This window comes from Microcystis sp. LSC13-02 (genome assembly GCA_002282935.1).
GTDB lineage: Bacteria > Cyanobacteriota > Cyanobacteriia > Cyanobacteriales > Microcystaceae > Microcystis.
The window spans coordinates 1-14,359 of the sequence record MTBT01000095.1 but is presented as its reverse complement, the minus strand read 5'-3'; the positions used below and the strand labels follow the sequence as shown (position 1 = coordinate 14,359).

The following is a 14,359-nucleotide window of genomic DNA, read 5'->3' as shown; positions in this document are numbered from 1 at the left end:
AGGTTCAGTTTTTAGCTTGGTTATCGCTTTTTCCATTGTAGCTTAAAGCCGTCGTAAAACGACGGGGTTTTAACCCAAATTTTCGATAATCAGGTGATATCTCGTTCCCTTTTACTTGGGAACGCTCCCTTCAGGTTCTACCTGATAACTTTTTACTGATAACAGCAGCAAGGGAATTCCAAAGTTTATTAGCTCAATTGTACTATAACTTTTGCCGATACAGTCACTACCATAATATTATTGTAGGAGTGCCTAGTGGTCAGTGAGTTTATCGAACTGCGTGCGCCCAAAATGTCCTATAGATATTTCGACCAAATTGAGATGCAGCCACGGAAACGAAGCCAAGAGAATGAAAAAACCGGAATTTGAATTTGATCCTAATAAAAGCCAAGCTAACAAAAATAAACATGGTCTAGATTTTGTTGAAGCTCAAGTATTATGGTTAGATTCCCAAAAAGTCGAAATTCCAGCCCAAACAAAAAATGAACCACGATTTGTTGTTATTGGTATAATAGCAGGTAAGCATTGGTCAGCTGTAGTTACCTATCGTCAAACCAAAATCCGTATTATTTCAGTCCGACGCTCTAGACCTGAAGAGGTAGAAATTTATGAAAGCTGAAGATTTTGACCGCAAATTTGATGATGGAGAAAATATCATCGAATACTTGGATTTAACTAAAATTAAACGTTCTAATTCCGAGGAACAAACAATTGCGTTTGAGTTTCCCTCATGGATGGTAGAGGCTCTTGAGCAAGAAAGTCAGCGTCGTGATTTACCGTTACAAGCTATTGTCAAAGACTGGATTGAGGAAAAATTGGCGTTGTCAAATTGAAAGATGATCCGAATCAGCACCGGAACTCAAATTGCTTTGATAGCAAGGATTGCATTGCATCTTTCCTATTCTGATCTGACAACGCCTAATAATCAATCGCTGCACTGTAATCATCGTCAAGCTGATTATTTTTTCCCTTGCAGTAGGCCAAAACGAATTAAACCCGACTCGTAACCGCGCCGCATTAACCCTAAAGATAAAGCTCCTTGGATAGTAGTATAACCGCTTGCTAACAAACCTGCGATCGCATCTGGGGTTAGGGCCGAGTCAATCACCACATCCCAAAAAGCGGCCACCGATAGGGACCAATCATCGGTTTTTAGGTCTCGAAAGCCAATGTCACGGGCAATATCGGCGTATTCTGGCAAAGAAATCACATAGGGGAGACAATAAACCCGATAAATCTCGTTTAATAGTTTAATCTCCCCTTCCGTTAAATTACCGGCCAGGGAAGTGGTGGGACGATGACACCAAGTTGCCATCAAAAAAGTCCCCCCGGGCTGCAAAACCCGATAACATTCCCGCAGAAATTGCCTTTTATCGGGCATATGTTCGCCACTTTCCAATGACCAGACCAGATCAAAATTATTCTCAGGAAAGGGGGTTTTTAGGGCATCAGCCACACAAAAACTCACTTGTTCTTTTAAATTGAACTCTTGCGCTCTTTGGCTGGCTCTAGCGGCTTGTACCGGGGAAAGGGTAATCCCCACCCCTTGGCTGTGAAATTTTTCGGCCAGATAAAGGCTACTGCCACCAATACCACAACCTAGATCGAGAATCTGATTAGCGCCGGTGACATCACCCCAAGTTAATAATTCTTCTATTAAATCAATTTGTGCCTGACGGCGATCGAGTTTAATCTTGCCGCCGCGACCGTAGTAACCATGGTGCATATGTTCGCCCCAAATCCTTTCCCATAGTCCACTAGAGGAGTCATAAAAATCAGCAATTCGTTGATAAAGTTCCATGGTGATTTCCTAAGTGAGTGGATGGAATTAAATATAAGATGAATGGGTAATGTTCTAGACCTGTGGATCGTATTTCTGCGGGGTAGTCAGTCTATTCATTGTGACTTGTTTTATCCACAGATTCAGAACACTACCGACAAATTAAATCTTTTCTGGCAAGAGACTTAATTGATTAGTTCGCTCTAGATCAAAAATAATTGACAAAAGCGGTTCTTTGGTAGGTTTGGGAGTGCTATCTAGAAGTAAGGCAGCACTGGAGCAACAAGTTCCAAAATTAATTTCGAGTTTCATGACTTTTCTTCTCTTTTGTCTGAAAATAAAAATTAGATAAATTCTCTGAGGATAGTTTTCATCGGTAAAAAGAGTGAAAGCGGTTGATCTTGAAAAGGAATAAATTCGTATTTTAAATAAAATTCTTTGGCTCTTAAATCTATAGCATCAACTCTGCAAAAATGCCAATTTCCTGAGAAGCTTTGACGGCTCTAAAAAGTGCATCTACGAGTAATTCTCCTCCTAATCCTTGTCCTCTGACTGAGTTATCCACAGCTAACTTGCCAATTAGTAGGGCTGGAATTGGATAGGTGGGCATTCCTTTTTGATAAGATTTTGGGAGAGAGTCAAACTCAATAACACTAGCACTGACTGTGTAATAACCCTCAATTTTCAAAGGCTCAGATTGGGAAATGGCAATAAAGGTTTTAGCAATTCCTTTTTCATTATTTTGCCGAGCGTATTTTTTGAGATAATCATTTAAGACGGGATAACCACAGTCAAAATACTCTCGTTGATACTTTTGATGAATAGGGACAAAATTCCATCTTTTTTCCGCCTCATTGTCCATATTTATCTCGATATTTTTTAATGGCTGTTTTGAGGTTTCCTTGAAGTTCCGGGGGATTTTCCATAATGGGCATAAATAAGTCTCGATCTCGATCTGAAAGAATCAATCTTTCCTGAGTGTCTATGTCTTGTTTGGCAATAGGTAACAGGTGAAGAAGAGTATAAGCACTTAAGGAAATTCCTCTGAGGGAGGCGGCTTTTTCGAGAAGTTCTTTTTGTTCTTGAGTCACTCTCAAGTCTATACGGCTATCTTTAACCTTTGAGGTTTCTGACATAAGGGGTTTCTCCAGTATTGAGTTCCGATGTTTCTAGTTTAACAGATTTAGGCGAACAAAGTACACAGAAAAGAAGAGGAGGAAATCATTAGTCTTTAGAGAGAGTTGACAGAAAGGTAGCCAGTGGCATATAATATTCCCGAAGTTGTGGTTCGTCGTCGTTATGAGCGGGGACGTATTAACGTGACCCAGTTGTATTTATCCTTGTGCGATACTTGGATTATCTATCTAGAACTCAAATGACTGAATCCACTTTAACAGAACTGCATCAGAAAATCGATGCTGGTGTGAGAATAGCGATCTAGGAGAGTCTATCAGCATTTTAAAAGATGGCTAAATTGTCACCTTAACGGCTGGGCAAATTCCCCCCAAATCACCATAATAAATGCTTTCAGTATCAAGATTTGGTAGTATTAAATAGGTAGGGAAATTTTATGGCTAGAATTAAGCGTAGGCAATTACTATCCCTGACTGGTTCTTTATTAGCCACTTTAGGATTGAGCCAGTTGGAATTGAAACAGCGAGCCATTTTTTATCGTAGCGTACTGGCAGAGAATACACCTCGTAAACGGGCATTATTAGTGGGTGTTAATAATTACCCCGATACTAGATGGATACCCCTTGAAGGCGCAGTCAATGATGTCAAACTACAACAGGAATTACTCATTCACCGTTTTGGATTTCAGTCCGATCAAATTTTGCTTTTAACTGATCATGAAGCAACTCGTGAGAATATCCTACAAGCGTTTGAGGAACATTTAATTAAATGGGCGCAACCCGGTGATGTGGTAGTTTTTCACTTTTCTGGTCATGGTTCTCAAGTTTTTGATCCCGATCAAATTTTTCAAGATGGGCAAGTTAGCACGATTGTTCCTGTTGATAGCATTCTCCCTCCAGGTTATCCCAATAAAGGAGGAAAAGTTAATGATATTACAGGTCATACTTTGTGGTTGTTGATGCAAGCAATTAATACAGAAAATGTCACTTTTATTCTGGATAGTTGTCACTCTGGAGGGGCGAGAAAGGGCATCTTAACAGTGCGATCGCGCCCTGGAAATCGGGAGTTAAACCGGACTGAAAACTCTAATATCCAACTGTTAGCAAGTCCCCAGGAACAGGAATATCAAAAACAACTGATGTCCAGACTCAACTTGACCGCTTCAGACTTGGCCACAGAGCGAAAAAAAGGCGTTCCCAAAGGCATAATGCTGGCGGCTGCTAGAACTGACCAAGCGGCGATCGATGCTTCCTTTGGTGATACGGCGGCTGGTATCTTTACATATATCTTGACTCGCTATCTCTGGCAGCAAACCGGAGGCGAGTCAGTTAGTCAAGTGATGGTGAGTGCGACGGCTACTACCGATCGCATTTTACGCGAATATTTCCCAACGGCTGGTTTATTACAGCAACCGGAATTTAATACTAGGGAGGGAAGCAACAATAGCCAGCAAGCGGTTTATTTTCTCAAACCAGAGCAGAAAGTCCCTGCTGAAGCTGTGGTCACTCAAGTGCAGGGAAATCGGGTGGATCTGTTTTTGGGAGGGATCGATCCGCGTACTTTAGAAGCATTCGGTCGGGGGGCAATTTTAACTTTAGTGGATGGGGAAGGAAAAGAAAGAGGTCAAGTTCAGATAGAGTCCCGTCAGGGGTTGACAGCTGAGGGGAAACTGAGCCAGATAGAGGGTAGTATTGCTTCAGGTACTCTACTTCAAGAGCGATCGCGGGTTATTCCCAGGGACTTAACTCTCCGTATTGCCTTAGATGCTTCCTTAGGACAGGAACAAGCAGCAGCCAAGCAAGCTTTACAAGGGATTAAATCCATCGAAGCGGTTTCCTCAGATGAGACAGATATCCACTATATTCTGGGTCGAGTGACTCCCGCTTACTATCAACAATTGCAGAAACTTAAAGTGACTCCCTTACCAGAAATAGGTAGTCTGGCTTTATTTTCTCTGGCCGCGGATCTGATTCCTGGTTCGGCTGGGATTTCAGGAGAAAGCGTAACTGATGGAGTCAAGCGATTGCAAGGGAAACTCAAGTCTTTATTAGCGGCAAGGTTAGTCAAGCTAACCCTTAATGCGACTTCCGCTCGCTTGAGTGTAGCTGCGGCGATGGAAACGGTAGATGGCGGCCAATTGGTGGCAGAATCGTTTACGGTTAGGGGTGCAAAGTCAGGCAGTTTCAGTCAAAATAGAGGGGTGCGCGGTTTAACCAGTAACGCGCAAAAAATCAAGCAGGGAACTCAAGTACAATTTCTCGTACAAAATAACGAGTTAGTTCCTCTCTATATTACTGTTTTACTTATTAGCGTAGATGCAACGCTTACCGTCCTTTCGCCTTTACCGGGAAGGGGAGATAATCCTCCTGTGACTCCGGGGGAAAAAATTCAGATTCCCGATCCAAATCGAGGGGAAAGGTATAAATTTAAGGTAGGGGGTGAAACTGGAATGGCGGAAGTGTTAGTTATTGCTACTACGACTCCTCTAACCAAAGCTGTGGAATTGTTGCAGGTTTTAGCTACAGAGAGAGGGGATAATCTGAGAGGGACACCTGTAGATTTAACTCAGCCAGACGAGGCGATTTCTAGCCTTCTGGATGATTTAGATGAGGGAAGTCGGAGGAGTGGCACAGTTTCTACTTCAAGAGTGCGTCAGATTGATACTCGACAGATGGCTGCTATGTCGATTACTTTTGAGGTGGTTGATAATTCTTAGAGCAATTTTGAATTAGGTAATTTTTTTCCATACGAGTACAACTATGAAATTTGAAAGATTTATCATTACCATGCTGATTCCTCTTATCCCTCCCCTGGGGATTAATGGTTATCAATTAATCTCAAAAGCTCAGGTGTTGGCTCAACCTCTAAATACTAAGCAAGCTAAGGCTGAACAACTGCTTGAGCTAACAAGTATTGATCGACCACAAATTGAGATATTAAGGGGGGTATCCTTTGGATCAGAGCGCATCCGAGGAATATTTCAAGGAGCAGGATGGACTTTTTATCCCAATGGAAAATTTACCTTTACCCCCCAGAATTCTCTTATATCTCCTCCTATATCTGGGACTTATGCAAAAGTTGGCAACAATTTTGAATTTCAGGGGGAATACACCTCTGAAGTTATTGCTACTGTCTCAATTGATGGAACAATTCGCATCAATGAAGAAAACTTAGTTTTAGATGCTATATATACTGATTCAGCGTCTCCCCAGCGGATCGTCAGAATTTCCCAAATTCTTGCAAAAGGTAAGTCAAATCAGAAAATTGAACCAGTACCACGCTCCGAAAATAGTGTAAGAACAGATCAAGCTGAGATTAATAATAATTTGACGAGGGAACTAGAAGCCCTTGGAATTGATGGTTCTGTTTTGGAAAAAAAAATTGAGGGAATTACAATTCCCAGTATATTCAAAATATCTCTAGAGGGAAAAACGGAGAAAGGAGCTTTTGGTCCTCTGTCCGGCTATGTCTTTATTAGTGAACCTCCGTCAAAATCTCGGAATCCTTTCTCAGTTACTCTTGCGGTTAATCCTGACTTATATGGGACTAATACTAATGGATGGATTGTTTTGAATTCTGAGGAAGCAGGGAAAGAAGTTCCGAATATTCAAATTCAGGCAAAAAATGGCAAAGTTCGTCTAGAACTTAGTCCTAGTAAAGTTATGCCCTCAAGCACTTATTCTTTGGGAGCGAATGAATCTTCTCCAGACTTGAATAGGTTAGTTTTAATTGACAATGCAATACTAACTTTTTCTGTTGAAGGAAACCAAATTTCAGGAGATATTAAAGCTTCTGGAATTATTTACCCTGCTGGTGCAGATGAGTATCTTTCTGATGCAAAGCAAAGTACCTATGAAGCGAAGCTAACAGGGGAAATTCCCACAAGTCCTCCAGTCGAAAAACTTAAAACTGCCTTGGCATCAAGCTTTAACGGACAATGGTATACAGATAATAGTCGTTTTGGACATATCGAGTTGCAGCAGAATGGGCAGCAAGTTAGGGGAACTTATACCGGCGGAGAGGGTGGAACAATTGAAGGAATAGCGCAAGGGAACCGACTTGATTTTACCTGGCAAGATCGTCATCAAGGGGAAAAAGGCAGAGGATTTTTCAGAGCAGTTGCTAGTGGGGGTAAATTAGTAGGAATTTGGAAAAAAGAAGATGGCAATTCCACAACTAAAGATCAGAGTTTGATAGCTTTCTGGCAGCCTCCTTCCTGGATTAATATCGGTACTTTTAGCCCGTTTGACCTACAAGAACTGAGATATTTAGGTCAAGATCTTGCACTTCAAAACAGATGTGAGCCTGCCGCTCTGATACTTGATAAAATCATTGTCTCTTATCTATCCCAACAGCAGCAAAAAACTCAATCATTTGAGAAAGCTAGTATCGAACAGGAACGAGAGCAAGAAAATAATCTGATCAGCGCTGGATTTTCCCTTATCTACCTTATTGGTTGCCACTTTCAGCTTGGAGACTACGAGCAGTTACTTAAAAGCTTAGACTATGGATTAGAAATCCAGCGTCTTTTGGGTCCAGAGGAATCTGCGAGCCGACTTTTTAGAAGGCTTACGGTCGATATTGCAAAAGATCTGGCCGACACAGCAGACAACTTTGAAACTATGGAAAATGGTTACAAGCGTTTGCAACAAATGGTTAGTGGAAATCTAGGGGTTGTCGGCATTTTCATAGAAGAAAATCAAAAAACACGGGAATTTATTATTTCTGAAGTAGAAAATAATAAACCTGCTGAGTTAGCTGGTATTCTCGCTCAAGATGTTATCCTTAAAATCGACGGAAAAACGACTCAGGGGATGGATGAATCGCAAGTTATTGAGAAGCTTCGAGGTAAACCAGGAACTCCTATTACTATAACTGTACAAAGGGGCAATCAAATGTTAGAGTTTCAGCTTACTAGAGCCAAGATAGAGATCGGTTCGACTCAGCGTCAAACTGAACTTGTCGAATCTCTAACAATTTTTTCTGATTCTCTAAATCATTTACGAGAGCAGTCAAAGAATAATCTCAATAAGATCAACACATCAGCAGAAAAAATTGCTCAGGGAAAAGAAGAACCTGTCCCCGCACTCCTATACGTTACTCAGGACGTTGAAAACCAGATAGTTAAATTCAATGAAGATACGAATATTCTCATCAGTAAGCAAAAAGAAATTTTTAGTAATCAGAAAGAAGCATTACAAGAATTAGAATTTATTTTTTCTGCCTTGAAGGAATCTCTTAATAATGTTGATAAAGTAGCGCAAATACCGATTAAAGATCTAGATGCCCGAGAGGAAAAAATGATGCAGCTTATTGAAAAAGATAAAAATTTATCTTCAATAGAAAAACAATTATTTAAAAACTATTACACAGATGTGGTGTATCGTTTATCTTTTTTCTCCACCCTCAAAATACAAAAGAATTTGATCGAAAAATTCGATATCAAAAAACTTTTTGAAGAAAACAAAAAACGCTCACTGGAAATGACATCTGGTTTGTCCGACAAAATTGAAGCTTGGCGAGCTAGATTAGTAGAAGATTTTGATAAGATTCAAGCTTTAGATCAAGGACAGTCATTTTTTCAAAAAGCTATTGAATTTTTAATTTCATTGGGTGATAAAGAAGAAGCTTTGGTAACGTCTGAAAAATCTAGAGCTAGAGCCTTTGCTGATTTGTTGGCAAACCGTCTATCTTCTAGTTTAGAGAGTCGTTCTATCGCTAATCCACCTTCTTTTGAAGGAATTCAAAGAATTGCCAAGGAACAAAACGCTACCCTTGTTGAATATTCAGTTATTAAAGATAAAAACAATACAAAACTATATATCTGGGTTATTCAATCAACAGGTAAAGTAGAATTTAGAAGAGTTGAAATTACAAAATCTCTCAATAAATCTCTGGAAACTCTTGTTACTTATGCTCGTAATTATATGGGAGTCAGAGGACGTGGTAGCATTGAAGTAGTGCCGCTTGATGACTCTGAAGCAGAAAATCAATTAAAACAACTCCACAAATTACTTATAGAACCTATCGCGGATTTACTCCCCTCCGATCCTAACGCTCATGTTATTTTTATGCCTCAAGGAGAACTATTTTTAGTACCTTTTCCTGCTTTACAAGATGAAAATGGCAAATACCTAATTGAAAAACACACAATTCTCACGGCACCCGCTATTCAAGTTTTAGACTTAACCCAAAAACAACGAGTAAAAGTTCAACAAGCTAACCCGAAAGGACTTGTCGTTGTCGGCAATCCTACCATGCCAAAGGTGACGGTTAAAATTGGCGAACCACCAGAACAACTTAATCCCTTACCAGCAGCAGAAAACGAAGCTATTACTATTGCTAAACTACTCAATACTAAAGCTTTAACAGGCAACCAAGCCACTAAAAATGCTATCCTTTCCCAATTACCTCAAGCCAGAATTATTCATCTAGCAACCCATGGTTTATTAGATGATTTTAAAGGATTAGGAGTACCTGGTGCAATCGCCCTCGCTCCTTCTGGTAATGATGATGGTTTGCTTACTGCTAGTGAAATCTTAGACTTAAAATTGAATGCGGAATTAGTGGTTTTAAGTGCTTGTGATACAGGAAGAGGAAGGATTACAGGAGATGGTGTAATCGGATTATCCCGTTCTTTAATTACCGCAGGAGTGCCAAGTATTATTGTTTCTTTATGGTCAGTTCCTGATGCACCCACAGCGAGTTTAATGACCGAATTTTATCGCAATTGGCAAGAGAAAAAGCTCGATAAAGCACAGGCTTTACGACAAGCAATGTTAACCACCATGAAAAACCATCCTAATAATCCGAAAGATTGGGCGGCATTTACTTTAATTGGAGAAGCAGAATAAGACCCAATACTACTCGGTTAAGCCCGAAAACGACTTGCTGAGGTTCAGCATTTACTAAGCTTGCTGAACTATACTGTAATCTCGATTGAACTAACAGCGTCATTTTGATGATTTATTTCTGGCATTTTTGGAGCGACTGTTATCGTTAATCTCAATCCTAAAGCTTGGAGCCAAGAGGTTAGTTGATTCATGGCTTCAGGGGCAGTTTTTTGCATTAATTCTTCCAATTGCTTCGCCTGAATTTTGATTTGTTCTGGTGTTAGATTTTGGGAGCCAAGGGCTTCTAGGACGTGATTGAAGGAGAGTCTGAGTAATTCTGATTCAAATCCATATTCATCTCCCTCTAGATGAGTTTCCAGATAAACTGCTGCATAATGGGGATCTTTAAGGGATTCGATCAGGGAATCATGATAACTATCACTGACTGGCATTTTCTCGCCTCCTATAATCTTGCCAATATTTTTGGGCTATTTCAATGTATTTAGCTTGCGTTTTTTTATCTCCTCCACAGAGGAGTAAGATAATCGTTGTTCCGATTTGTCCAAAGTAAATGCGATAACCGGAACCATAGAGCCGCCATGTTTTAACTATAGCAGTTAGTCAGATTTAACGGTTTTATTGTAAAATAGGAGAGCCTCGGTTTAGGCGATTTCTCTAAGACTATATAGGGAAGAGCCCCTGCATCCCAAGTTTGGGGGTTCTGAATTGAAAGCTCTCTTATGCGGCATAATAAAGAAAAAATGACTGAAACTGTCACCCTAGAACTACCTGAAGCCTTAGCTCAACAAGCTAAACAAATTGCAGCACTTACTCATCGACGATTAGAAGAAATCTTAGTCGAATGGATTGACTACGCTATCAGCGAACTCTCCATCGAATCTTTGCCAGATAACCAAATTTTAGCCCTCTGTGACCTGCAAATGGAAGCTGAACAGCAAGAGTTATTCAGCAGTCTTTTAGCCCAGAATCAAGAAGGAGAACTTAATGAAGCTGGAGTCAACCAACTGGATACACTGATGCAGGTTTACCGGCGCGGTTTAGTCCATAAAGCTCGTGCCTTAAAAGTAGCAGTTGAACGAGGTTTGCGCCCTCCTCTGAGTGAATAGATAGCACGTCCCTACATCCCTATCGAAGTTGAACGTCGGGTTCGAGTTACTGCGCGTAACCGTTGCGGTTATTGCTTGAGTCCTCAGCATTTAGTGATGGCTCGTTTGGAGATCGAACACATCATTCCCCTTGCTAAAAAAGGTAGTAATAATGAGTCTAACTTATGGTTAGCTTGTCCCCTATGTAATCGCTATAAAAGCGACAAAACGACAGGTATCGATCCAGAAACAGGCGCAACAGTACCATTGTTTAATCCATATACTCAAATTTGGTCGGAACATTTCCGATGGGCTGAAGATGGTATAGTAATTGTAGGACTGACACCGATTGGTAGAGCAACTGTTACTACGCTTCATCTGAGTGACGATCCAGATGCTTTGGTAGTTCGTAGCTATTGGGTACAAGCAGGCTGGCATCCTCCCAATGATTGAGAAAAAATGGCAGGCTTTCCCCTCCTGACTTCTGACTTCATAAGACTATGGCTTCTTTCTCTAAACAAGATAAAGCACAAGGGTGAGTGCCAATTTTAGAGGGGGAGATATTGGACACAATTCATGCAGTCTTGAGGTTCACAAACTTGAGCAATCAATTCTAAGTCGCGGATACAATTTCCTACAGTAACATCTTGCTGATGAGCAAAAATAACGCCAGTAAAATAGATTCCTTGAGATTGAAAGCGGTTTCCAAGTACTAAGAAATCCTCATCTTGAGTGAAGATAACTCGTTGAAGTTCAGTCGCCCGTTCTAAAATAATGGGATCGGCTTTTCCTGTATAATTGTCTTCTTGTACAGTTATAACGTCTATACCCCGCTGACGCAATCCAATGGTAATCGATTTATGAATATGTTCGTCCATGTAGAAAGCGAGCGTCATGGCAACAATCCCATTGCTGCTAGTTTTTTAGCAATAGGAGATTCCCCTGCTTCTCGGCGTAGTTGTTCCGCCAATTGATAGCGTCGTTCCAAATCCCCATCCAATTCCTCTTTATGATCCCAATAATAAGCTAAGGCGGAATAAATTTGACCCATAGTTAAATAGGGATGTTGTTCGTGGAAATTTTCGGGAGACCATCCGTAAGCTTTCATGGGTGTTATTAATTCCACAACTTTCATGGTTGTTCCCGCAATAAAAGGGCCGTTGCATTCATCGATTTGGATGTACTTATATTCAGTAGCAGTAAGAGACATAGTTTCTAAGTTAAGGTTCAGTACCTTTGAGTGGACGTTGTCTGCTCCTACGGTAACGGATTTTTGCCCCAAAATACTGAAATCCGCGCCCTACTACCATTAAAAATACACTATCATAAGGGTTTAGCAATGCTATGCCCCTACACGGGAGGCTTCCATGTCCCGCATCTCCAAATCCCTCAACCTCGCTACCCTACTGCTGCTACTCGCCTCCGGCGTGTCTATCTTGCCCATTTCCCAACCCGGAATAGTGCCACCTGTTCAAGCGCAAACCAATGAGACGAAAAAAGCTGAAGCGGAAAGGCTATTTAACGAGGGGATGCAACTATTTCAGCAAGGTACAGCCGAATCCCTACAACAGGCAATAACCAAATGGGAACAGGCCTTACCTCTGTGGCGTAAGCTGGAGGATAAAGCGCAGGAAGCCTTCATAAATCTAGCACTCGGTAAGTGGATGGTACAGCAAGGAGTGCGGAGTTAATCCTTGCCATCGCCGAGAAAACTGGTAATTGGCGCAAGAGATAATAAAAGCTTCTTTTATTAGGAAATACGAACGGAAAATGTTAAGCATTGGCGAGGAAACTAATGTGCTAGAGTTAATTCATGGCAACGCAACCAAGAGAAATTGAGCGTTATGTAACAGCCGATGGTCAAATTCCTTTTGATAATTGGTTTGATTCTATCCGAGTGTCTAAAACTCAAACTATCATCAGTAAAAGACTTGACCGAGTGAGGATGGGCAATTTAGGCGATTACCGTTCGGTAGGAGGAGGTGTTTTTGAATTAAGAATAGACTATGGTCGAGGTTATCGCATCTATTTCGGACAAGTAGGGACAACCATCGTGTTGCTACTGTGTGGAGGTGATAAAAGCACTCAAATTAAAGATATTCGCCAAGCCCAAGAATACTGGAGAGATTATCGGAGTTAAAATTATGTCTAAAAGTATTAGCTACCACCCTTTTTTACTGGACAATCTTAAAGATCCAAACTATGCGGCTCTTTATCTCGAAACTCACTTAGAAGAAGACGAGTTTGAATTCGATCCCGAATTACTGAAAATGGCTTTGAGGAATGTTCTGGAAGCTCTTGGGGATTCTCATTTAACCGCAGAACAAATTAAAATTTATGAGCAATTTCTCGATAAATTATTAACAATGCCAGCAGGAATAGGAATTTATAATTTAGGGCTTTGGCTGAAGGCTTTGGGATTAAAACTAGCTGTAACAGTTGATAAAGAGGGGAAGAATGTTGTTGAAAACTTGCCTAGTTTGAATGGAGATAACAAAGAAAAATATGAGGGAGTTTTAACGAAAGTCCCAGATCTATAACCAGAAAGTAGATAAACGGCTCTTCTGGTTTCTGTGTGGAAACGAGGTCTATACTGATAGAATATCCGCAAAATAGTCTTAAAAGTCTTGTCCAGTAAGCATTTCACGATTCCATAAGCAAAAATTATCACACAAAGCCGAGAAGAGCCAATAAACTAAATATCCTTTCTTAAACCATGCTCAAATCCCTCAACCTCGCTACCCTACTGCTGCTACTCGCCTCCGGCGTGTCTATCTTGCCCATTTCTCAACCCGGAATAGTGCCACCTGTCCAAGCGCAAACCAATGAGACGAAAAAAGCTGAAGCGGAAAGGCTATTTAACGAGGGGATGCAACTATTCCAACAAGGGACAGCCGAATCCTATCAACAAGCTATAACCAAATGGGAACAGGCATTACCTCTGTGGCGTAATCTGGGAGATAAGGCGCAGGAAGCTAATATTCTAGTTTGGATAGGTTTTGTTTACAATAAGTTAGGATTCAACCCCAAAGCCCTAGAATACTATAACCAAGCCTTACCCATCTATCAAGCCCTAAAAGACCGCGCGGGGGAAGCCGTTACTCTCAATAATATTGGTCTTGTCTATAATGATTTAGGGGAGAAACAGAAGGCATTAGACTACTACCAACAGGCATTACCCTTATCGCGGGCAGTGGGCGATCGCTCACAGGAAGCCACTACTCTCCATAATATTGGTCTTGTCTATAATGCTTTAGGGGAGAAACAGAAGGCATTAGACTACTACCAACAGGCATTACCCTTAAGGCGGGCAGTAGGAGATCGCGCAGGGGAAGCCACTACTCTCACTGGTATTGGTGCTGTCTATTCAGCTTTAGGGGAGAAACAGAAGGCATTAGACTACTTCCAACAGGCTTTACCCTTATCGCGGGCGGTGGGAAATCGCTCAGTGGAAGCCACTACTCTCAATAATATTGGTGCTGTCTATAATGATTTAGGGGAGAAAC

General features: G+C 41.0%; 17 protein-coding genes and 1 pseudogene. 11 read left to right on the top strand and 7 right to left on the bottom strand.

Annotated elements, in window-relative coordinates; translation table 11 throughout:
- Positions 1 to 349 precede the first annotated feature (349 nt).
- Together BGL89_RS05635 and brnA are read left to right on the top strand one after the other, a co-directional pair.
- Positions 350 to 619 carry a BrnT family toxin gene (locus tag BGL89_RS05635; RefSeq protein WP_286824858.1) on the top strand — a complete coding sequence of 90 codons (270 nt, stop codon included), beginning with the start codon at positions 350 to 352 and terminating at the stop codon, positions 617 to 619.
- Positions 609 to 833: a type II toxin-antitoxin system BrnA family antitoxin gene (gene brnA, locus BGL89_RS05630; RefSeq protein ID WP_286824857.1), complete on the top strand. Its 225-nt coding sequence runs from the start codon at positions 609 to 611 to the stop codon at positions 831 to 833. The genes BGL89_RS05635 and brnA overlap by 11 nt, the downstream gene beginning before the upstream one ends.
- Before the next feature lie 125 nt (positions 834 to 958).
- Here the strand turns inward: brnA and BGL89_RS05625 are convergent, their stop codons facing one another.
- The 4 genes from BGL89_RS05625 to BGL89_RS05610 form a co-directional block, all read right to left on the bottom strand.
- Positions 959 to 1,801 (bottom strand): methyltransferase domain-containing protein, encoded by an 843-nt coding sequence (locus tag BGL89_RS05625; RefSeq protein ID WP_286824856.1) that lies wholly within the window; start codon positions 1,799 to 1,801, stop codon positions 959 to 961.
- A 141-nt stretch (positions 1,802 to 1,942) separates the two neighbouring features.
- Positions 1,943 to 2,092 (bottom strand): hypothetical protein, encoded by a 150-nt coding sequence (locus tag BGL89_RS05620; protein WP_271988458.1) that lies wholly within the window; start codon positions 2,090 to 2,092, stop codon positions 1,943 to 1,945.
- A 139-nt stretch (positions 2,093 to 2,231) separates the two neighbouring features.
- On the bottom strand, positions 2,232 to 2,642 hold the full coding sequence (locus tag BGL89_RS05615; RefSeq protein WP_286824855.1) for a GNAT family N-acetyltransferase: 411 nt from the start codon (positions 2,640 to 2,642) through the stop codon (positions 2,232 to 2,234).
- Entirely contained in the window at positions 2,632 to 2,916 is a 285-nt protein-coding gene (locus BGL89_RS05610) for a type II toxin-antitoxin system TacA family antitoxin (RefSeq protein WP_286824854.1), read from the bottom strand. Before BGL89_RS05610 ends, BGL89_RS05615 begins: the two co-directional genes overlap by 11 nt.
- A 92-nt stretch (positions 2,917 to 3,008) precedes the next feature.
- Between BGL89_RS05610 and BGL89_RS21195 the strand changes: the two are divergent.
- The 3 genes and pseudogenes from BGL89_RS21195 to BGL89_RS05600 form a co-directional block, all read left to right on the top strand.
- A pseudogene (locus BGL89_RS21195) lies at positions 3,009 to 3,144 on the top strand (zeta toxin family protein); the annotation flags it as partial.
- 206 nt (positions 3,145 to 3,350) lie between these two features.
- Positions 3,351 to 5,630, top strand: a complete 2,280-nt coding sequence (locus BGL89_RS05605; RefSeq protein ID WP_286824853.1) for a caspase family protein — start codon at positions 3,351 to 3,353, stop codon at positions 5,628 to 5,630.
- A gap of 43 nt (positions 5,631 to 5,673) precedes the next feature.
- Positions 5,674 to 9,768, top strand: a complete 4,095-nt coding sequence (locus BGL89_RS05600; protein ID WP_286824852.1) for a CHAT domain-containing protein — start codon at positions 5,674 to 5,676, stop codon at positions 9,766 to 9,768.
- A 68-nt stretch (positions 9,769 to 9,836) separates the two neighbouring features.
- Here BGL89_RS05600 and BGL89_RS05595 read toward each other — a convergent pair whose 3' ends face one another.
- Positions 9,837 to 10,199 (bottom strand): helix-turn-helix domain-containing transcriptional regulator, encoded by a 363-nt coding sequence (locus BGL89_RS05595; protein ID WP_286824851.1) that lies wholly within the window; start codon positions 10,197 to 10,199, stop codon positions 9,837 to 9,839.
- A gap of 309 nt (positions 10,200 to 10,508) precedes the next feature.
- Here BGL89_RS05595 and BGL89_RS05590 point away from each other — a divergent pair, with 309 nt between their 5' ends.
- On the top strand, positions 10,509 to 10,874 hold the full coding sequence (locus BGL89_RS05590) for a hypothetical protein (RefSeq protein ID WP_286824850.1): 366 nt from the start codon (positions 10,509 to 10,511) through the stop codon (positions 10,872 to 10,874).
- 75 nt (positions 10,875 to 10,949) lie between these two features.
- On the top strand, positions 10,950 to 11,306 hold the full coding sequence (locus tag BGL89_RS05585) for an HNH endonuclease (protein ID WP_286824848.1): 357 nt from the start codon (positions 10,950 to 10,952) through the stop codon (positions 11,304 to 11,306).
- Positions 11,307 to 11,401: 95 nt separating this feature from the next.
- Here BGL89_RS05585 and BGL89_RS05580 read toward each other — a convergent pair whose 3' ends face one another.
- Together BGL89_RS05580 and BGL89_RS05575 are read right to left on the bottom strand one after the other, a co-directional pair.
- On the bottom strand, positions 11,402 to 11,749 hold the full coding sequence (locus BGL89_RS05580) for a DUF5615 family PIN-like protein (protein WP_286824847.1): 348 nt from the start codon (positions 11,747 to 11,749) through the stop codon (positions 11,402 to 11,404).
- Positions 11,746 to 12,063, bottom strand: a complete 318-nt coding sequence (locus BGL89_RS05575; RefSeq protein WP_286824846.1) for a DUF433 domain-containing protein — start codon at positions 12,061 to 12,063, stop codon at positions 11,746 to 11,748. Before BGL89_RS05575 ends, BGL89_RS05580 begins: the two co-directional genes overlap by 4 nt.
- A 157-nt stretch (positions 12,064 to 12,220) precedes the next feature.
- On the opposite strand from BGL89_RS05575, the gene BGL89_RS05570 reads away from it, so the two are divergent.
- From BGL89_RS05570 to BGL89_RS05555, 4 genes are all read left to right on the top strand, one after another.
- Entirely contained in the window at positions 12,221 to 12,544 is a 324-nt protein-coding gene (locus tag BGL89_RS05570; protein ID WP_286824845.1) for a hypothetical protein, read from the top strand.
- A gap of 122 nt (positions 12,545 to 12,666) precedes the next feature.
- Positions 12,667 to 12,993, top strand: a complete 327-nt coding sequence (locus BGL89_RS05565) for a type II toxin-antitoxin system RelE/ParE family toxin (RefSeq protein WP_286824844.1) — start codon at positions 12,667 to 12,669, stop codon at positions 12,991 to 12,993.
- A 4-nt stretch (positions 12,994 to 12,997) separates the two neighbouring features.
- Positions 12,998 to 13,393, top strand: a complete 396-nt coding sequence (locus BGL89_RS05560; RefSeq protein WP_002789200.1) for a helix-turn-helix domain-containing transcriptional regulator — start codon at positions 12,998 to 13,000, stop codon at positions 13,391 to 13,393.
- 176 nt (positions 13,394 to 13,569) lie between these two features.
- The coding region (locus BGL89_RS05555; RefSeq protein WP_286824843.1) for a tetratricopeptide repeat protein at positions 13,570 to 14,359 on the top strand (790 nt) is incomplete at its 3' end.

What these genes read in the sequence shown, in the direction of transcription:
- BGL89_RS05635 (WP_286824858.1), top strand. Translation starts at nt 350, where the DNA reads ATGAAAAAACCGGAATTTGAATTTGATCCTAATAAAAGCCAAGCTAAC.
- brnA (WP_286824857.1), top strand. Translation starts at nt 609, where the DNA reads ATGAAAGCTGAAGATTTTGACCGCAAATTTGATGATGGAGAAAATATC.
- BGL89_RS05625 (WP_286824856.1), bottom strand. Translation starts at nt 1,801, where the DNA reads ATGGAACTTTATCAACGAATTGCTGATTTTTATGACTCCTCTAGTGGA.
- BGL89_RS05620 (WP_271988458.1), bottom strand. Translation starts at nt 2,092, where the DNA reads ATGAAACTCGAAATTAATTTTGGAACTTGTTGCTCCAGTGCTGCCTTA.
- BGL89_RS05615 (WP_286824855.1), bottom strand. Translation starts at nt 2,642, where the DNA reads ATGGACAATGAGGCGGAAAAAAGATGGAATTTTGTCCCTATTCATCAA.
- BGL89_RS05610 (WP_286824854.1), bottom strand. Translation starts at nt 2,916, where the DNA reads ATGTCAGAAACCTCAAAGGTTAAAGATAGCCGTATAGACTTGAGAGTG.
- BGL89_RS05605 (WP_286824853.1), top strand. Translation starts at nt 3,351, where the DNA reads ATGGCTAGAATTAAGCGTAGGCAATTACTATCCCTGACTGGTTCTTTA.
- BGL89_RS05600 (WP_286824852.1), top strand. Translation starts at nt 5,674, where the DNA reads ATGAAATTTGAAAGATTTATCATTACCATGCTGATTCCTCTTATCCCT.
- BGL89_RS05595 (WP_286824851.1), bottom strand. Translation starts at nt 10,199, where the DNA reads ATGCCAGTCAGTGATAGTTATCATGATTCCCTGATCGAATCCCTTAAA.
- BGL89_RS05590 (WP_286824850.1), top strand. Translation starts at nt 10,509, where the DNA reads ATGACTGAAACTGTCACCCTAGAACTACCTGAAGCCTTAGCTCAACAA.
- BGL89_RS05580 (WP_286824847.1), bottom strand. Translation starts at nt 11,749, where the DNA reads ATGACGCTCGCTTTCTACATGGACGAACATATTCATAAATCGATTACC.
- BGL89_RS05575 (WP_286824846.1), bottom strand. Translation starts at nt 12,063, where the DNA reads ATGTCTCTTACTGCTACTGAATATAAGTACATCCAAATCGATGAATGC.
- BGL89_RS05570 (WP_286824845.1), top strand. Translation starts at nt 12,221, where the DNA reads ATGTCCCGCATCTCCAAATCCCTCAACCTCGCTACCCTACTGCTGCTA.
- BGL89_RS05565 (WP_286824844.1), top strand. Translation starts at nt 12,667, where the DNA reads ATGGCAACGCAACCAAGAGAAATTGAGCGTTATGTAACAGCCGATGGT.
- BGL89_RS05560 (WP_002789200.1), top strand. Translation starts at nt 12,998, where the DNA reads ATGTCTAAAAGTATTAGCTACCACCCTTTTTTACTGGACAATCTTAAA.